The sequence below is a fragment of the Pseudomonas sp. PDM30 genome, from assembly GCF_019218985.1.
Taxonomy (GTDB): domain Bacteria; phylum Pseudomonadota; class Gammaproteobacteria; order Pseudomonadales; family Pseudomonadaceae; genus Aquipseudomonas; species Aquipseudomonas jessenii.
On the sequence record NZ_JAHUWM010000014.1, the window covers coordinates 84571 to 102272 of the forward strand.

Sequence of the window (17702 nt, forward strand, 5' to 3'; positions counted from 1 at the left end):
TTGTTCTCCGGGAATTTTTGCGGTGCCTGCGCTGGCCCTATCGCGAGCAAGCTCGCTCCCGCAGGTGTTCGGTGGGAACACAAATTTCATGTACTGCAGAAATCCATTGTGGGAGCGAGCTTGCTCGCGATAGAGCCTTTGGTTACAGCTCAATACTCATGCCGTCATAAGCCACTTCGATCCCCCGCCGCTCCAGCAAAGCCCGCTCGGCCGAGTCTTCATCGAGAATGGGATTGGTGTTGTTGATGTGGATCAGCACCTTGCGCTGGCGGTTGAAACCCTCCAGCACTTCAAGCATCCCGCCGGGGCCGCTTTGTGCGAGGTGCCCCATTTCGCTGCCCAGGCTCTGGCCGACTTCGCAGATACGCATCTCGTCGTCCCGCCACAGGGTGCCGTCCAGCAGCAGGCAATCGGCACGCTGCATCCAGCCCAGCACTTCATCGTCGATCTGCCCAAGGCCCGGTGCATAGAACAGCGATGCGCCGTTGCGCAGGTCTTCTATGAACAGGCCAATGGTGTCGCCCGGTTGCGGGTTGCCGCGATTGGGTGAATACGGCGGCGCGTTGCTCACCAGGGGAATCGCGCGAAATTGCAAATGCTCGCAGGCCGGGATGCCGAACGGCTGGCGATCGAGGCCGACCGGTTGCCATTGCAATCCGCCGTTCCAGTGTTCAAGCATTTTGAACAACGGGAAACCGCTGCTCAGGTCCTGATGCACACGCGCGGTGCACCAAACGTCATGCGGACAGCCTTCGCGCAGGCTGAGCAAACCGGTGCAATGATCGATCTGGCTGTCCAGCAGCACGACGCCGGCGATGGCAGTGTCACGCAATCGGCGCGCCGGTTGCAGCGGCGCAAAACCCTCGAGTTGCGCGCGAATGTCCGGTGACGCATTGCACAGCACCCACTCCACACCGTCGTCACTCAGGGCAATCGACGACTGCGTACGGCGCTGGGCCCGCAGGCTGCCATTGCGCACACCGGCGCACTGGCGGCAGTTGCAGTTCCACTGCGGAAAACCACCGCCAGCGGCGGAACCGAGAACGCGGATGTGCATGGCGGATGCTCCAGAAGGCAGGCCCGGCCAACGCATCGGCTGGCCGGGTGGTCAATCAACGGTTGGCGAAATACATCGTCACTTCGAAGCCAATGCGCAGATCGGTAAACGCGGGTTTAGTCCACATGGGTCATTCCTCTTCTTGTGCCCGGGTGATTCCGGTAGAGCCATTAATGCACGGGGCGCCGAGTGCTCGAATGCTACTTTCGAAGGAGTTTTGGGGGTGATTTGGTAGGGGGTGTTGCGCAGTCATTGGCAACACAAAACCCATGTGGGAGCGAGCTTGCTCGCGATGACGGAGCAACAGTCAACCGAGATGTTGAATGTGCCGGCCTCATCGCGAGCAAGCTCGCTCCCACAGGTTTTTCAGTGTTCTTGCGAGGTTAGAAGAACCCCAGCGGATTGATGTCGTAGCTCACCAGCAGGTTTTTGGTCTGCTGATAGTGATCGAGCATCATCTTGTGGTTTTCGCGACCGACGCCGGACTTCTTGTAGCCACCGAACGCCGCGTGCGCCGGGTACAGGTGGTAGCAGTTGGTCCATACGCGCCCGGCCTTGATCGCCCGGCCCATGCGGTAGGCGCGGTTGATGTCGCGAGTCCACAGGCCGGCGCCGAGGCCGAACTCGCTGTCGTTGGCAATCGCCAGCGCTTCGGCTTCGTCCTTGAAGGTGGTGACACCCACCACCGGGCCGAAGATTTCTTCCTGGAACACGCGCATCTTGTTGTGCCCCTTGAGCAGGGTCGGCTGGATGTAATAGCCGCTGGACAGGTCACCTTCCAGACGTTCGGCCGCGCCACCGGTGAGCAGCTCGGCGCCCTCCTCTTGGGCAATGGTCAGGTACGAGAGGATCTTGTCGTATTGCTGCTCGGAAGCCTGGGCGCCGACCATGGTCTCGGTGTCCAGCGGATTGCCGCGCTTGATCTTGACGATCTTCTTCATCACCTCGGCCATGAACGGCTCGTAGATCGACTCCTGGACCAGTGCCCGAGACGGGCAGGTGCAGACTTCGCCCTGGTTGAAGAACGCCAGCACCAGGCCTTCGGCGGCTTTTTCGATGAACGCCGGTTCAGCGTTCATGATGTCTTCGAAGAAGATGTTCGGCGACTTGCCGCCCAGTTCGACGGTGCTCGGGATGATGTTCTCGGCGGCGCAATGCATGATGTGCGCGCCCACCGGGGTCGAGCCGGTGAAGGCGATCTTGGCGATGCGCTTGCTGGTGGCCAGGGCCTCGCCGGCTTCGCGCCCGAAGCCCTGGACGATGTTGAGCACGCCCGCCGGCAGCAGGTCGGCGATCAGCTCGGCGAAGACCATGATCGACAGCGGCGTTTGCTCGGCGGGCTTGAGCACGATGCAGTTGCCGGCGGCCAGGGCCGGGGCGAGTTTCCAGGCGGCCATCAGCAGCGGGAAGTTCCACGGAATGATCTGCCCGACCACGCCCAGGGGCTCATGGAAGTGATAGGCCGTGGTCAGCTCATTGATCTCGGCAGCCCCGCCTTCCTGGGCGCGGATGCAGCCAGCGAAGTAACGGAAGTGGTCGGCCGCCAGCGGCACGTCGGCGTTCAGGGTTTCGCGCACGGCCTTGCCGTTGTCCCAGGTTTCGGTGACGGCCAGGACCTCAAGGTTCTGCTCGATGCGGTCGGCGATTTTCAGCAGCACCAGGGAGCGGTCCTGGGCCGAGGTCTTGCCCCAGGCGTCGGCAGCGGCATGGGCGGCGTCCAGGGCCTTGTCGATGTCGGCGGCGCTGGAGCGCGGGAACTCGGCGATCACTTCACCGTTGACCGGCGAGGTGTTGGTGAAGTACTCGCCATTGATCGGAGCGACAAACTCGCCACCGATGAAGTTGCCGTAGCGCGGCTTGAAGGTAATGACGGCGCCTGGAGTTCCGGGTTGTTTGTAGATCATGGTGGGCCTCTGTCTGGGTCGATGCCTGTCGTACTGACAGGCGATACGCCGATACTAGAGAGCCCCGCGCGCCAGACGAATGCATCGTTGGCAGGAGGGGCTCTCGTTATTTGGTCGTAGGTTTCACACAAAACACTGTGGGAGCGAGCTTGCTCGCGATGAACCCGAGAACGCCGCGGGGTATCAGGCTTCCAGCGTTATCGTTGACGACCATCGCGAGCAGGCTCGCTCCTACAGGTTTAATGCTTGGCGACGAGGTCCTTGGGCAGCTTGAAGGTCCAGAGCATGCCGCCCTGGTTGAAGTCCTTCACCCGCTTGGCCACTTCGCCGCCCCACAGCGGTACCGCGCCGCCCCAGCCGGAGAGCACCGAGACGTACTGTTCGCCGTCCATTTCCCAGGTCACGGGCGAGCCAAGCACGCCGGAGCCGGTCTGGAATTCCCAGACCTTTTCGCCGGTCTTGGCGTTGAAGGCCTGCAGGAAGCCTTCAGGCGTGCCGGTGAACACCAGGTTGCCCTTGGTGGTCAGCACCCCGCCCCACAGCGGCGCGTAGTTCTTGTGGCGCCAGACTTCCTTGCCGGTTTTCGGATCGATGGCCCGCAGCACGCCGATGTAGTCTTCGTTCAACGGTTTGATGGTGAAGCCGGCGCCGAGGAACGCCGCGCCTTTCTTGTAGGCGATGCCTTCATTCCAGATGTCCATGCCCCATTCGTTGGACGGCACATAGAACAGCCCGGTGTCTTTGTTGTAGGCCATCGGCATCCAGTTTTTCGCGCCGAGGAACGCCGGCGCCACGAAGACCGAACTGCCCTTGGCTTCGGAACCCGGGGCACCGGGACGGCTGGCTTCGTTGTAGATCGGCCGGCCGGTTTTATCCAGGCCGGTGGCCCAGGTGATCTTGTCCACGAACGGGAAACCACGGATGAATTTGCCGTTGGTGCGGTCCAGCACGTAGAAGAAACCGTTACGGTCGGCAGTGGCCGCCGCCTTGATCTCCTTGCCCCCTTCGCTGTAGTTGAAGGACACCAGCTCGTTCACGCCGTCGTAGTCCCAACCATCGTGGGGCGTGCTCTGGAAGTGCCACTTGATGGTGCCGTCGTCCGGGTTGAGCGCCAGGCGCGACGAGGAGTAGAGGTTGTCGCCAGGGCGCAGGTGCGAGTTCCACGGCGCCGGGTTGCCGGTACCGAACAACAGCAGGTTGGTTTCGGGGTCGTAGTAACCGCCAAGCCAAGGGGCCGCGCCACCGGTTTTCCAGAGATCGCCCGGCCAGGTCTTGCCCGCCTCGCCGCCGGAGATGCCGTTTTCCACCGCTTTGCCGTCCTTGTAGACGTAGCCCATATGGCCTTCGACCGTTGGCCGGGTCCACAGCAGATCACCGTTTTTCGGGTCGTAGGCCTCGATCTTGCCCACCACGCCAAACTCGCCACCGGCCACGCCGGTAATCAGCTTGCCGTTGATCACCAGCGGCGCGGCGCTGATCGAATAGCCTTCCTTGTGGTCGGCGACTTTCTTGCTCCACACCACCTTGCCGGTGTCCTTGTTCAGCGCCACGAGCTTGGCGTCGAGGGTGCCGAAAATCACCAGGTCACCATACAGCGCGACGCCACGGTTGATCACGTCGCAGCAAGGGCGGATGTCATCGGGCAGGCGCGCATCGTATTGCCAGAGTTTCTTGCCGGTGCGCGCATCCACGGCAAATACCCGGGAGTAGGAACCGGTCATATACATCACGCCGTCCTTGACCATCGGCTGCGCTTGCTGGCCACGCTGTTTTTCTCCGCCGAAGGAAAACGCCCAGGCCGGGCGCAGTTCCTTGACGTTGTCGACGTTGAGAATATCCAGCGGGCTGTAGCGCTGCCCTTGAACGCCGAGGCCGTTGGTCACGACCTGTTCCGGGTTCTTCGGGTCCTGGAGAATGTCCTGGTCGGAAACCCCGGCCAATGCCTGGCCGGACAACAGCATGGCACTGAGCAGCAGGCTCAAGACGAAGGACTGGCGACGTGCGGGTTGGGTCATGACGGCTTCCTCTGCGGATTTTTGTTATGTCCGGAAAATTTTCCCGGTCTGGTGCAGATTCTTGGGCGCCGCTGCCCTGGCAACAATTGCCCGCAATGAGGAGATTGCTAGTTCCTTGGTACAGGGTCGGAGGAGATGAGCCGCGAACTTTGTGCCAGACATAGATCCCCTGTGGGAGCGAGCTTGCTCGCGATGGCGTCGTATCAGCCGACATCAATGTTGACTGTCAGGACCTCATCGCGAGCAAGCTCGCTCCCACAGGGGGGCTGTGTTTGCTCACTTTTGCGCGGCAGAATCCACCCGGCTCATCTGCCCTCGCTCGTAACGCGGGTACAGATGACTGACGCTGCGGATCAGTTCATAACGGTTCAGGTTGATCCCGGCGAAGCGTTCGGGGATGGGGCTGCGGATCATCTCGGCCATATCACTGCCATTGGCCGCGCCGTCGCGCATGAGCTGATCGAGCCAGGTCAGGTAATCGCGCATCTGCTCGAAGGGTTGTGGATCGCTCGACACCGGCCCATGGCCCGGCACGATCTGCGTCCAGGGCAAGCCTCGCAGGGTCGCGATGTCCGCCAGCCACACCGACAGCCCTGGACTGTTGGGCGTTGTCAGCGCCCGCTGATAAAACACCAGGTCCCCGGCAAACAGCACGCCGGTTTGCTGGTCGAGAATAGCCAGATCCGCGCCCGTATGCCCACCCAGGCTCAGCAAGCGCAGATCGTGATTCCCAAAACTTTTCACGCCGGGTGTCAGCGCCTGGGTGGGCAGCACCACTTCGGTGCCACGCATCCAGTCGCCGACCATCCGGTACATATTCTCCGCCATGGCATCGCCTTGCTGGTGTAACAGCTCGCTGGTGCCGGCCAAGGCGCCGATTGGCACGTCGGTGAAGGCTTGATTACCCAGCACATGGTCCGGGTGATGATGGGTCAGCAAGACCTCGATCACCGGCTTGTCGGTGGTGGCGGCAATGGCCTTGCGCATCGCTTCGCCGTAACGCCTGGACGGCCCGGTGTCTATCACCACCACACCGCGCTCAGTGACGATAAACGCGGTGTTGACGATGTTGCCGCCGTTGGCCTTGGCGAAATTATCGGTGCTGCCTTCCAGTAACCAGGTGTCCTGGGCAATCCGCCGGGGCTTGAGCGAGTACTCGAGATCGGCCAGGGCCGGCAGACTGACGCTTAACACCATCAACAGGATCCAGCGCATGCCACGCTCCTTAGGGTCAGGGGATCGACGCATCGAACTCATTGCCGCTGTTGTCCCGTAGCAGCAGGCGCGTTTGCCCTGCCCCTTCGATGTCGAAGGCCAGGTTGGGGTTTTCGCTGACCGCGGGGAACAGCTCCAGCCGGGCCAGCACTTGCTCGTTGCGGTCGCGCAGTTCGGCATGGTTGATGAAGAATTCCGGAATTCCGCTGACCATGCCGTTGTCCATGGGATGGGCCACCTGCATACGCAAACGGCTGAACCCGTCCCGGGGATAACGGCCGCCGAGCACTTCGCCGATGCGCTCCTCCCAGCCCGGTTGAGTCCGCACCACGCTCGGCGCGGTGCAACCGCCACCCGCGGCGTCAATCAGGGTCGAGCCGACATGCCACACGCCGTCGCGGGTCAACACCGCCGCGCGCAAGGGCGTCGCCTGTTCGATGCGAATGCGCAAAGACAGCCACGGCAAAACCGAATTCAGCGGCTGGAAGTCGACGATTTTCGGCAACGGATTCAGCTCTGCCCAGGCGAGGATTTTCACCACCTCGCCATTGAACGCCCGGGCATCGATTTCCAGCGGCACCTGCCGGGCATCTTCGGCAAACGGCGGCGCCAGCAGCTTGACCCGCTCATCGAACACGAACGGCGCATTGCCCAGAAACCGCTGATGGTAGAAGGCCCACATCACCGATGGCACCGGATCCTTGCCGGGATCGATAGCGCCAGCCTGTGCCGCCAGGCTCAACCAGCAGGCCAACAGACAACTCCCTCGCCATTTCATCGCCTGCTCCTTATTGATACATCTCGGGCACGTCGTAACGCAGGCCGTAATGGCCGTAGATGGTCTTCACCGAACCGTCGCGGATCAGCGCTTCCAACGCCTCTTCCACGGCATAGGCCAGTTGACGGTTGCTTTCGTGCACCGCCATGCCGATTTCCCAGAGCTGCTTGCCCATGTTCGGGTAGGCATTTTCTGCCAGCGCCAGCTGCGGGTCGGCCGCTTCGTGCACTTGCCAGTCGATTTCGCCGCGCATGGCCATCACCGCGTCGACCTCACCGGCCTTCATCGCGGCAAACGCCTGGGGTACGCCCGAATAGTGATGGGTCTTGCCGGCGAGCATGCCGTTGAACACCGATGTCAGGTAGAACGACGGCACACTGTCGACTTCGACACCAATCGGGTGATGCTCGAACACCGCGACGCTGGCGACCTTGTACAGCCTTCGGCGGTCATAGGCCACCTGCCATTGTTCGTTCTGGTACGGACCGAACATCACCACTTGGCCGTTGACCAGTTCGCCGAACTCGTTGCGCTTCTGCGCGTAGTCACGGTCGTAGGGCACGCGCATCATCAGGTCGGCCAGTTGCTGGTTGTGCAAGGCACTGGCACGCCAGATGTAGTCGCGCAGGTCGTCATCGAGTTTTTCCCCGGCCGGTGCCCAGATCAGCGACAGGCGCACACCGAGTGCCTTGGCCAATGCCTCGGCGAGTTCAACATCGACCCCCTGGGGCTTTCCGGCGCTTTCGAAACTGTAGGGGGCGAAGTCCTTGTAGACCGCCACCTTCAGCTCCCCGGCGGCGATCATTTCGTCGTAGTTGCGAACCTGCGCCTGCGCCGCCTGGCAGCACAGCCACAGAGCGCTGATCAACACCGCGAGCAGGCGCATGGGTCACTCCTCGACGCGCACAGTGTCCAGATAGGTACGCACCGCCCACAGGGCTTCCTGGCTCAGGTAGTCGGCCATCTTCGGCATGTACACCCGACCGTCGCGCACCGCGCCATGGCGCACCCGTTCGGCGAACCATTCATCGCCCGCCTCGCCGACATCGAGCATGCGCAAGTCGGGGGCGATACCGCCGGACTTGGCTTCCAGGCCATGACAGGCCGCGCAGTTCTGGGTATAGGCCGAGGCGCCGATTTCCACTGCCTTGTCGTGTTCCGGGGCGGTGCGATACGGGTTCACCGCGGCCCAGCCATCGGCATCGAGCTGCACCCCGGCGTCCTTGATCGGGGTCAAGCCCTGGGTGGCGACAGCCTGTGGCACCACATTGCCGTGGGCCCAGACGGAACCTGCACTGATCAAACTGGCCAATAGCCCGGTCACGAGCAAGGCGTTGCGTTTTGTTGTCATTGTTATGCCCTCTGGATTGCACGCAAAACCTCTTGGCAGAGGCTATGGCAGCCATCTTAGAAAGCCCTGCGCACAGCCCCCATGCTGCTTTGGTGGTCGCTACCTAGTCCCTTGGTAGTAAGGCGCTGGATGGACACCACCGGTACTTTCTGCATATTTCCTCAGCTTCGCGGGCTTCCTATGCTGGCGCTACCTGTAATGGAGTGCCCTATGCGCCAGCTCATCCCTTACGCCCTGATCTACCTGCTGGCGATTGCCTGCGCCGCCGGCCTGGCCACCCAGAGTCAGGCCGCCGATGCGCCCTTGCAGGTGCGGATCAGTTACCTGGGTTATCGCCCCGACGCCGGCCCGTTGCTGTCGAACGTCATCCCCGAGCCCACCGATGCCGGGCTGCGCGGCGCCGAACTGGCGATCACCGACAGCAACAGCACCGGGCGTTTTCTCAACCACGGCTACAGCCTGGTCAGCGCCAGTGTCGACAGCCCCGAGGCCTTGCTCGAAGCGGCAAAGGTGCAGCATGAACAGGGCCTGCGCCTGTTTGTGGTGAATGCCCCCGCGACCAGCCTGCGCCAATTGAGTGCGGCACTGCCCGATAGTCTGCTGTTCAACGCCGGCAGCCCCGACGACAACCTGCGCACCAGCGATTGCCTGCCGAACGTGCTGCACACCTTGCCGAGCCGGGCGATGCTCGCCGATGCGCTGGCGCAGTTTCTGGTGTTGCGCAAATGGCAGCGGGCGCTGCTGATTGTCGGCCCGACCCCGGACGATCAAGCCTATGCCGCCGCCCTGCGCCGCGCCGCCAAGCGCTTCGGCTTGCAACTGGTGGCGGAAAAACCCTGGAGCTTTGATAACGACCAACGCCGCAGCGCCCAGGCCGACATGCCGCTGTTCACCCAGACCGCCGAGTACGACGTGGTGCTGGTGGCCGATGAACGCGGCGACTTCGGTGAATACGTGCCCTACCAGACCTGGTACCCGCGCCCGGTCGCCGGCACCCAGGGCCTGACCCCGGTGGGCTGGCACAAGACCGTGGAAACCTACGGCGCCGCGCAGCTGCAAAAACGCTTTGAAGCCCTGACCGGACGCTGGATGAATGACCGCGATTTCGCGGCATGGATGGCCGTGCGCAGTATCGCCAGCGCCGTGAGCAAACTGCGCCAGGCCGAGCCGATGGCGATCCGTACGCTTGAAATCAGCGATCAGTTGCCGCTCGACGGTTTCAAGGGTCGCAAGCTCAGCTACCGGTCGTGGAATGGCCAGTTGCGCCAGCCGATTCCCATTGTCCAGCCCCGGGCGCTGGTCAGCACCTCACCCCAGGACGGCTTTTTGCACCCGTTCAACGAGATGGACAGCCTGGGTTACGACAAGCCCGAGGTCAGCTGCCGCTTTCCCTGATCCGAACATCACAACAACAAGGAATCCGCCATGCGCCGCACCCTGCTCTCTTGCACCTTGCTGCTCGCCGCTGGCAATGCCGTTGCCAGCACTGCCTGGGTCTCCAACGAAAAGGACAACAACCTGAGCCTGATCGACATGCAGACCCTGCAAGTCACCGACACCCTGCCCGTCGGCCAGCGCCCTCGCGGCCTGCTGCTGTCCCATGACAACAAGTTGTTGTACATCTGCGCCAGCGACTCGGACCGGGTCCAGGTGATGGACGTGGCCACGCGCAAGATCATCAAGGAACTGCCCTCGGGCAAAGACCCTGAACAATTCGCCCTGCACCCCAACAATCGCTGGTTGTACGTCTCCAACGAAGACGATGCGCTGGTCACAGTGATCGACACCGAGACCTCCAAGGTACTCGGCCAGATCAACGTCGGCGTCGAGCCCGAGGGTATGGCCGTCAGCCCCGACGGCAAGTGGGCGGTCAACACCAGCGAAACCACCAACATGCTGCACTGGATCGACACCAGCACCCAGACCCTGGCCGACAGCACCCTGGTGGACCAGCGCCCGCGCTTCGTCGAGTTCTCCCCCGATGGCGCGAAGCTCTGGGCCTCGGCGGAAATCGGCGGCACCGTGACCATTCTCGATGTGGCCAGCCGTACCGTGCTCAAGACCCTTAACTTCCAGATCAAGGGCGTGCACCCGGACAAGGTCCAGCCGGTCGGCATCAAGCTCAGCGCCGATGGCAAGTACGGTTTCGTCGCATTGGGCCCGGCCAATCATGTGGCGGTGATCGATGCCAAGACTTTCGAGATTCTCGATTACCTGCTGGTGGGTCGACGGGTCTGGCAGATGGCGTTCACCCCGGATCAGAAGCAACTGCTGGCCACCAACGGCGTCAGCGGCGATGTCTCGGTGATCGATGTCGACAGCCTCAAGGTCAGCAAATCGGTGAAGGTCGGGCGCTATCCCTGGGGCGTGGTGGTGACGCCATGAACGCCCTTGAAGTCAGCGACCTGAGCTTTGCCTACGGCTCCCGGGAGGCCTTGCGCAAGGTGAGTTTCAGCCTGGAACCCGGGCGTTTCGCCGCGCTGCTGGGGCCCAACGGCGCCGGCAAGTCGACCCTGATTGCCCTGCTGACCCGGCTCTATGATCTGCAGCACGGCGAAATCCGCGTCGGTGGCTGTTCATTGCGCAGCGCGGCACGCCCGGCACTCAGGCAATTGGGCGTGGTGTTCCAGCAAAGCACCCTGGACCTGGACCTCAGCGTCGAGCAGAACCTGCGTTATCACGCGGCATTGCATGGCCTGTCCCGGCGTCAGACCGACCTTCGGGTCGACGTCGAACTGGCCCGTCAGGCCCTGACCGACCGTCGCCGCGAACGGGTGCGCGAACTCAATGGCGGCCATCGTCGCCGGGTGGAAATTGCCCGCGCCCTGCTGCATGAGCCGCGCCTGCTGCTGCTCGATGAAGCCAGTGCCGGCCTCGACCCGGCGAGTCGCCTGGCGCTCAACCAGCACATCCGCAGCCTGTGTCGCGACGAGCACATCAGCGTGCTCTGGACCACCCACCTGCTCGACGAAGTACAGCCCAGCGATGACTTGTTGATCCTGCATCAAGGCCGGTTGGTGGCCAGTGGGCAGGCCGACACCCTGAGCCTGGAGCACGGCGGCGATCTCGGCTCGGCCTTCACTCGCCTTACGACATCAGGGGTTGTCCAATGAACGCTTACTGGCAATGCTTGCGCGGTATCGTGCTGCGCGAATGGCTGCGCTTTGTGCTGCAACGCACCCGATTTCTGAGCGCCCTGGTGCGGCCGCTGCTGTGGCTGCTGGTGTTCGCCGCCGGTTTTCGCGCGGCACTGGGAATCGCGATCATCGAGCCCTACGACACCTACATTCCGTACGAGGTCTACATCATTCCCGGGCTGGCCTGCATGATCCTGCTGTTCAACGGCATGCAGGGGTCACTGTCGATGGTCTACGACCGCGAGATGGGCAGCATGCGCGTGCTGCTGACCAGCCCCCTGCCCCGAACCTTTCTGCTGTGCAGCAAACTGGTGGCCACGTCGCTGATTTCGTTGTTGCAGGTGTATGCGTTCCTGGCGATTGCCTGGGTCTACGGCGTGCGGCCACCGGCCATGGGCCTGTTGCTGGCGTTGCCGGCCCTGTTGCTGGTGGCGTTGATGCTCAGCGCACTGGGCCTGTTGCTGTCGAACGCGATCCGCCAGCTGGAGAACTTTGCCGGGGTGATGAACTTCGTGATCTTCCCGCTGTTTTTCCTGTCATCGGCGCTGTATCCGCTATGGAAGATGCGCGAGGCCAGCCAGTGGCTGTATTGGCTGTGCGCGGTGAATCCCTTTACCCATGCGGTGGAACTGGTGCGCTTCGCCCTGTATGAACGCTTCAATCCGCTGGCGCTGGCGGTGTGTGCGGGTTTGACGCTGCTGTTCGCGCTGCTCGCCGTGCTGACCTTCAACCCGCAGCATGCTGCCTTGCGCAAAGCCAGCTAACACCACAATCCCCGGTGGGAGCGGGCTTGCTCGCGAAGGCGGCGGCAAATTCAATAAATAAGTTGACTGACACAACGCTTTCGCGAGCAAGCCCGCTCCCACAGGGGGATCTTCATTGAACAGGGAGAATTACTACTTTAGTACTGGTTTTCCTGTCTATCGTCGCATTCCCAACGCCCCCCGACTGGCATGTAATAGGTCCATAACTATAAGGACCGAACCCATGCCGCGAGCCCGACGTTGCCTGTTGCGCCCTACTCTCGCCGCCCTGTCGCTGGGCCTGCTGTTGAGCACCGCGCAGGCCGACACGGCGCTGTTCTCCACCGACGGCTATCGCATCGGCCTGTACCGCAGCCCGACGCCGGAACAACTGCAAGGCGCAACCATCATCGACACCCCCGCCCTGCAAACCCTGCTCGGCCAAACCCCGCGCCCGGTGCTGATCGATGTCTACCGCCGTCAGTGGCTGCAAGGGCAGTTCATCGAAGACCAGCCCCATGAAAACCTGCCCGGCAGCCATTGGCTGGCCAATACCGGCGACGGTGACCTGACGCCCGCCTGGCAGGATTACTTTTCCCGCAACCTGAAATCACTGACTGGCGGCGACCCGACGCGACCGCTGGTCTTCTACTGCCGCTCCGACTGCTGGTTGAGCTGGAATGCGGTCAAACGCGCAGCCACCATGGGCTATAAGACTCTGTATTGGTATCGCGATGGCCTGGACGCCTGGCAAGCGGCCAATCTGCCGGTTTCGCCAGCCAGCCCCGAACCCTTTCCCTGAAGCTTTACGCGTGCGTGTAGTTGCCACACCATAATCAAAATAATGAGGTGAAAGGCCATGTACAAAATCCTGATTGCCGACGATCACCCGCTGTTTCGCGAAGCCATTCACAACGTCATCAGCGACGGTTTTGCCGGCACCGAAGTGATGGAAACCGCCGACCTGGACAGCGCCCTGGCGCTGACCCAGGAACACGACGACCTGGACCTGATCCTGCTCGACCTGAACATGCCCGGCATGCACGGGCTCAATGGCCTGATCAACCTGCGTAACGAAGCGCCGACCATTCCGGTGGTGATTGTCTCCGCCGAGCAGGACAAACAGATCGTGCTGCAAGCCATCACCTACGGTGCGGTGGGTTTCATCACCAAGTCTTCACCCCGTACCCAGATGACCGATGCCATCCAGCAGATTCTCAATGGCAATGTCTACCTGCCCCCGGACATCATCCGCACCGCCAAAAGCAGTACCCACCGGCGGATGAACGACACCCCGGGCTTCCCGCCCGAACTGCTTCAGGCCCTGACCCGCAAACAACTGCAGGTGCTGGAACGCATGACCAAGGGCGAATCGAACAAGCAGATCGCCTACACCCTGGAAATCGCCGAGACCACGGTCAAGGCCCATGTCTCCGCGATCCTGCGCAAGCTCAACGTGCACAACCGGGTGCAGGCGATCCTGAGTGCCGGGGATATTGATTTCGGGTCTTATCTGCGGCGTTGAGTCAAGACCGCGTCGCTCTCATCGCGAGCAAGCTCGCTCCCACAGGTACGATGCTGTCCCTGTGGGAGCGAGCTTGCTCGCGATAGCGGTGGCAAAAACGCCGGGATCTCAAGGCCGGCCGAGCAAATGACTCATCGCCGTCTTCAGTTTCATCGGCCGCACCGGCTTGTGCATCAGGGTGTGGCCCAGTTCGCGGATCTGCTGCTTGAGTTCATTGCTGTAGTTGGCCGTGATCATCATCGCCGGGACCGGTGACGCGCGCCGGGCATTGATCCGGGCCACGGCGTCGACACCGTTAAGATCGTTGTCCAGGTGGTAATCGGCAATCAGCAGGTCGGCCTCGGCGTGGTAGTTGTCCACTTGCCGCGCCAGGTCCTCCTCCGACAGCGCCGTCACCACCCGACACCCCCACCCCTCCAGCAAGGTGCGCATGCCGGCACAGATGGTCGCGTCATTGTCCAGCACCCATATCCGCGCACCGCGCAGGCGCTCAAGCATCGGCTCGCTCATCTGCAACGTCGGCGGCGGTTTCGGCGCGGTGGCGCTCAACGGTACTTCGACCGAGAACATCGAACCCCGTCCCGGCCACGAGCGCACATGAATGCGATGCCCGAGGATGCCGGCAATCTTCTCGACAATCGCCAGACCCAAGCCCAAGCCGCGATCCTGATCGGGTCGCTGCACATCACCGCGCTTGAACTCCTGGAAAATCTCCTCCAGGCGATGCTCGGCAATGCCCATGCCACTGTCCCAGACTTCGATCGTCAGGCACTGATGATGCCGCCGGCAACCGAGCACCACGCGACCACTGTAGGTATAGCGAATCGCATTGCTCAGCAGGTTGCGCAGAATCCGGGCGAGCAGCTGGATGTCGCTGCGCACCAGCGCCGAACAGCCGATGAAGTGCAGTTGCAGGCCTTCACTGCGCGCCACCTGGGTGTATTCGGCGGCCAGGTTGTCCAGCAGTTCACTGAGGGCAAACGGCGCAATGTCGGCTTTGATCACCCCCGCATCGAGCTTGGAAATATCCACCAGGGTGCCGAGCAGGTTTTCCACGTCTTCCAGGGAATTGCTCACGTTGCGCACCAGAACTTCGCTGGACATCGGCTCGCGCCGCTCCAGCAAGGCACTGGTAAACAGCCGAGCGGCATTCAACGGTTGCAGCAGGTCATGGCTGACGGCGGCGAGGAACTTGGTCTTCGACAGGTTGGCCTGCTCGGCCTCCTGCTTGGCCTCGCGCAAGCGTGACTCGACCAGGCGACGCTCATCGATCTCGCGCAGCAGTTGGTCATTGAGTGTGGTCAATTCCGCCGTGCGCTCGCGTACCCGCAGCTCAAGGTTCTGATAAGCCTGATGCAACGCCTCGGCGGTGCGCCGGCGTTCGGTGATGTCGCGGATCAGCACGAAAATCCCCACCACCTCGCCACTGGCCAGACGGTTGGGCACATAGGAGCGCAGCATGTAGCGCTCCTGATTGTTGACGTTGGTTTCGGCGAATTCGAACGTCACGCTCTCGCCCGCCAGCGCCCTGGCCACGTAGGACTCCAGCCGCTGGTAATGCTGTTCGCTGTGCACTTCGCGCAGGCTCTGGCCGAGCATCACGCCACGGGGCCAGCAGTACCATTCTTCGTAGACCTTGTTGGTGAACTCGTAGACCAGGTCGGCATTGAGGTAGGCAATCAATGCAGGTACGTGATCGGTGATCAGGCGAATCCAGTGCTCGCTTTCACTCAGCGCCTCGGCGTGCTGATAGCGTTCGGTAATGTCGGTGAAGGTGTTGACGAAGCCGCCGGCGGGCAATGCATGGGTGCGGATTTCCAGGACCCGGCCATCGTACAGGCGCTGTTCGCATTCGCGTACCGGTCGTCCGTTGCCATCGCGACTGGCCGGGGTCAGCAGGTTCAACTCGCTGTCGGCGATTACTTCGGCAAACGGGCGATGGGCCGCCACGGGCGCCAGGCCGCTCAACTCCAGGAAACGCCGGTTCCACAACTCCAGAATGCCCTCGGCGCTGACCATCGCCACCCCTTGGGACAGGTTGTCGACCGCCCGTTGAAGCAGATGCGACTTCTGCGCCACCGCCTGTTCCCGGCGTACGGTTTCGCTGAGTTTGACGTCGGTAATGTCGGTGAACAGAATCACCCGCCCCCCTTCCTGGGTCGGCCGCTCGCTGACTTGCAGCCAGCGCCCGTTCTGCAGGCGGTAAAGCAGGTTTTCGTCGGCATGCCCGCGTGGCTCTTCGGTGAACAGGCCGTTGTTCATCATCAGCCGCTTGACCTCGGTCAGGCGCATGCCGGCATTGATCCGCACCCGGCTGTTGCTCCAGAACGCCTTGAACCGACTGTTGAACAGCACGATGCGCTGCTCGGCGTCGAACAGGACGAAGGCGTCGGAAATGCTTTCAATGGCATCGATCAGGTGTTGATGCGCCGTTTCCGCGCGCAGGCGGGCTTCGCTGAGCAAATGATTACCGGCCTTGAGTTCGGCCATGGCCTGGTTCAGGGCATCGGTGCGTTCGCGCACCTGCTCGGCCAGCACCACCGAATGCTGGAATGCCGCGTACGGATCGTTGCCGCGGGTCACCCCGGACTCGACCCGTTCGATCAGCGCACCATTGATGCGCTGCAGTTTATGGTTTTCCAGGCGCAGCCTGGCCAGCTCGGCCTGCAGCTCAGCGATGTCCTGGGGCGCGGCCACGGGCAATGGCAACGCCGGTGAAGGTCTGGTTGATGTGCATGCCATTGAACTGTTCTCCGTAGGTGTTGAAACCCATCACCCGTTGCTCACGCAAAAACGTGCCGATCTGATCAAGACTGCCGTCGTCTTCGAGTTCCAGACGCCGCAGGAAACAGTCGCAACCGATGGTCAGCAGCAAATCACCCAGGCGCTCCTGCAAACCCTCGAACAGGCTCTGCAGGTTCGGCAGCATCGGCCCCGGAGTCATGGCGGTGAGGACGATGCCGTTTTCCACGGCGCAGTAGAAGCTCAGGCTCAGGTCCGGATGCACCTGCTGGATGGCCCGCACGTAGTACTGCTGGTTGATCCGCACTGCCAACGGGTGCACGGCGAAGACCCGGTGATCGAGTTGCGCCACCGGCACGCCGATGTGCCGGGCGTACTCGGCGGCGGCCGGCTCGGCATTGAGTTCGAAGACCCGGCGCAAAGTGCTGTCGGCCCCGGTGACCACCAGCTTTTCGGCGCGGGGCAGCACGTGGTGGGTGGTGAACACTTCGAAATCCAGCCAGGTATTGACCAGCACCACCACGGCCGCGCCGCTGTGGAACTCGCCATCGAAGTACACATGGGTATGGGTCAGGTAGTTATCGTCGCCGGCCGAGCCGCCGAAATGCGGAATGTCGCCCAATGCCGCGCTCAAGGCCGCCAGGACCATTTCTTCACGGCTGGACAGGCCATCGAGCAAGGTCAGGGCAAAGCTGTTGCCCTTGATCGGGGCCAGGGTGTTGCTACGACAGCCACTGACCAGGCGCTCGACCATTTGCTGGGCGTCGATCAGGCTGAAGTGCTCCATCTGGTCGATCAGCTCGATCGCGATGGAAAAGTGCCGATGATCGAAACCCACCGCCGTCACGCAATTGCGTCCGTAGCCCAGCGGGGTGATTTCCCCGGCGCTGGTGCAGCCCGCCAGGCGAATGCCGCCGAAGCTTTGCTGCAAGGCCTGGCCCAGCGCCTGCAAGTCGTACTCGGCGGAACAGAAGAACAGCACGAACCCCAGGTGCGGGTGTAACAACTGTCGTGCCAGTTCCTGCGCGACCTGCCGGGCATCGGTAGCCTGGGACATCGCACTGACGATTCCTTCGTTCTGGACCGACTGCATCGTCACCTCCGGCAGGTGCGTGTGTATGAGGCACGAGTGTACGAAGTCTGTGAGGTGCGACGAATGCTACTTGGGTAGCGGGTAGCCGCTTCGATGGGATGAGACGGTTGGCGACCCTCGCCGCGATGCGCACGGCCAGGGC

The 17702-nt window shown here is 62.3% G+C and carries 16 protein-coding genes; 6 read left to right on the forward strand and 10 right to left on the reverse strand.

What is annotated here, in order from left to right; genetic code table 11:
• Window positions 1-142: 142 nt before the first annotated feature.
• From pqqB to pedF, 8 genes are all read right to left on the reverse strand, one after another.
• Window positions 143-1057, reverse strand: a complete 915-nt coding sequence (pqqB, locus tag KW840_RS26155; protein WP_218498249.1) for a pyrroloquinoline quinone biosynthesis protein PqqB — start codon at window positions 1055-1057, stop codon at window positions 143-145.
• Window positions 1058-1112: 55 nt separating this feature from the next.
• On the reverse strand, window positions 1113-1184 hold the full coding sequence (gene pqqA / locus KW840_RS26160) for a pyrroloquinoline quinone precursor peptide PqqA (protein ID WP_003253598.1): 72 nt from the start codon (window positions 1182-1184) through the stop codon (window positions 1113-1115).
• Between the two features lie 256 nt (window positions 1185-1440).
• Complete coding sequence (locus KW840_RS26165; protein WP_218498250.1) at window positions 1441-2961, reverse strand: aldehyde dehydrogenase family protein; 1521 nt, start codon at window positions 2959-2961, stop codon at window positions 1441-1443.
• 239 nt (window positions 2962-3200) lie between these two features.
• Window positions 3201-4976, reverse strand: a complete 1776-nt coding sequence (locus KW840_RS26170) for a PQQ-dependent methanol/ethanol family dehydrogenase (RefSeq protein ID WP_218498251.1) — start codon at window positions 4974-4976, stop codon at window positions 3201-3203.
• Between the two features lie 276 nt (window positions 4977-5252).
• On the reverse strand, window positions 5253-6191 hold the full coding sequence (locus KW840_RS26175) for a quinoprotein relay system zinc metallohydrolase 1 (protein WP_218498252.1): 939 nt from the start codon (window positions 6189-6191) through the stop codon (window positions 5253-5255).
• 16 nt (window positions 6192-6207) lie between these two features.
• The gene (locus tag KW840_RS26180; RefSeq protein WP_090454968.1) at window positions 6208-6969 is read right to left on the reverse strand and encodes a quinoprotein dehydrogenase-associated SoxYZ-like carrier; all 762 of its coding nucleotides are present in this window, start codon (window positions 6967-6969) and stop codon (window positions 6208-6210) included.
• A gap of 10 nt (window positions 6970-6979) precedes the next feature.
• On the reverse strand, window positions 6980-7855 hold the full coding sequence (locus tag KW840_RS26185; protein ID WP_218498253.1) for an ABC transporter substrate-binding protein: 876 nt from the start codon (window positions 7853-7855) through the stop codon (window positions 6980-6982).
• Window positions 7856-7858: 3 nt separating this feature from the next.
• The gene (gene pedF / locus KW840_RS26190) at window positions 7859-8320 is read right to left on the reverse strand and encodes a cytochrome c-550 PedF (RefSeq protein ID WP_057715198.1); all 462 of its coding nucleotides are present in this window, start codon (window positions 8318-8320) and stop codon (window positions 7859-7861) included.
• 210 nt (window positions 8321-8530) lie between these two features.
• Here pedF and KW840_RS26195 point away from each other — a divergent pair, with 210 nt between their 5' ends.
• From KW840_RS26195 to KW840_RS26220, 6 genes are all read left to right on the forward strand, one after another.
• Window positions 8531-9715 carry an ABC transporter substrate-binding protein gene (locus tag KW840_RS26195; protein WP_218498254.1) on the forward strand — a complete coding sequence of 395 codons (1185 nt, stop codon included), beginning with the start codon at window positions 8531-8533 and terminating at the stop codon, window positions 9713-9715.
• Window positions 9716-9745: 30 nt separating this feature from the next.
• On the forward strand, window positions 9746-10705 hold the full coding sequence (locus KW840_RS26200; protein ID WP_090454965.1) for a YVTN family beta-propeller repeat protein: 960 nt from the start codon (window positions 9746-9748) through the stop codon (window positions 10703-10705).
• Window positions 10702-11433, forward strand: coding sequence for an ABC transporter ATP-binding protein (locus KW840_RS26205; RefSeq protein WP_218498255.1), 732 nt, complete (start codon window positions 10702-10704; stop codon window positions 11431-11433). Before KW840_RS26200 ends, KW840_RS26205 begins: the two co-directional genes overlap by 4 nt.
• Entirely contained in the window at window positions 11430-12221 is a 792-nt protein-coding gene (locus tag KW840_RS26210; protein WP_057715202.1) for an ABC transporter permease, read from the forward strand. Before KW840_RS26205 ends, KW840_RS26210 begins: the two co-directional genes overlap by 4 nt.
• A gap of 223 nt (window positions 12222-12444) precedes the next feature.
• On the forward strand, window positions 12445-13002 hold the full coding sequence (locus KW840_RS26215; RefSeq protein ID WP_057715203.1) for a PQQ-dependent catabolism-associated CXXCW motif protein: 558 nt from the start codon (window positions 12445-12447) through the stop codon (window positions 13000-13002).
• 57 nt (window positions 13003-13059) lie between these two features.
• Complete coding sequence (locus KW840_RS26220; RefSeq protein WP_057715204.1) at window positions 13060-13725, forward strand: response regulator transcription factor; 666 nt, start codon at window positions 13060-13062, stop codon at window positions 13723-13725.
• A gap of 108 nt (window positions 13726-13833) precedes the next feature.
• Here the strand turns inward: KW840_RS26220 and nahK are convergent, their stop codons facing one another.
• Window positions 13834-16428, reverse strand: coding sequence for a hybrid sensor histidine kinase/response regulator NahK/ErcS' (gene nahK, locus KW840_RS26225; protein ID WP_218498268.1), 2595 nt, complete (start codon window positions 16426-16428; stop codon window positions 13834-13836).
• Window positions 16397-17560, reverse strand: a complete 1164-nt coding sequence (gene nosP, locus KW840_RS26230; protein WP_218498256.1) for a nitric oxide-sensing protein NosP — start codon at window positions 17558-17560, stop codon at window positions 16397-16399. Before nosP ends, nahK begins: the two co-directional genes overlap by 32 nt.
• Window positions 17561-17702 lie beyond the last annotated feature (142 nt).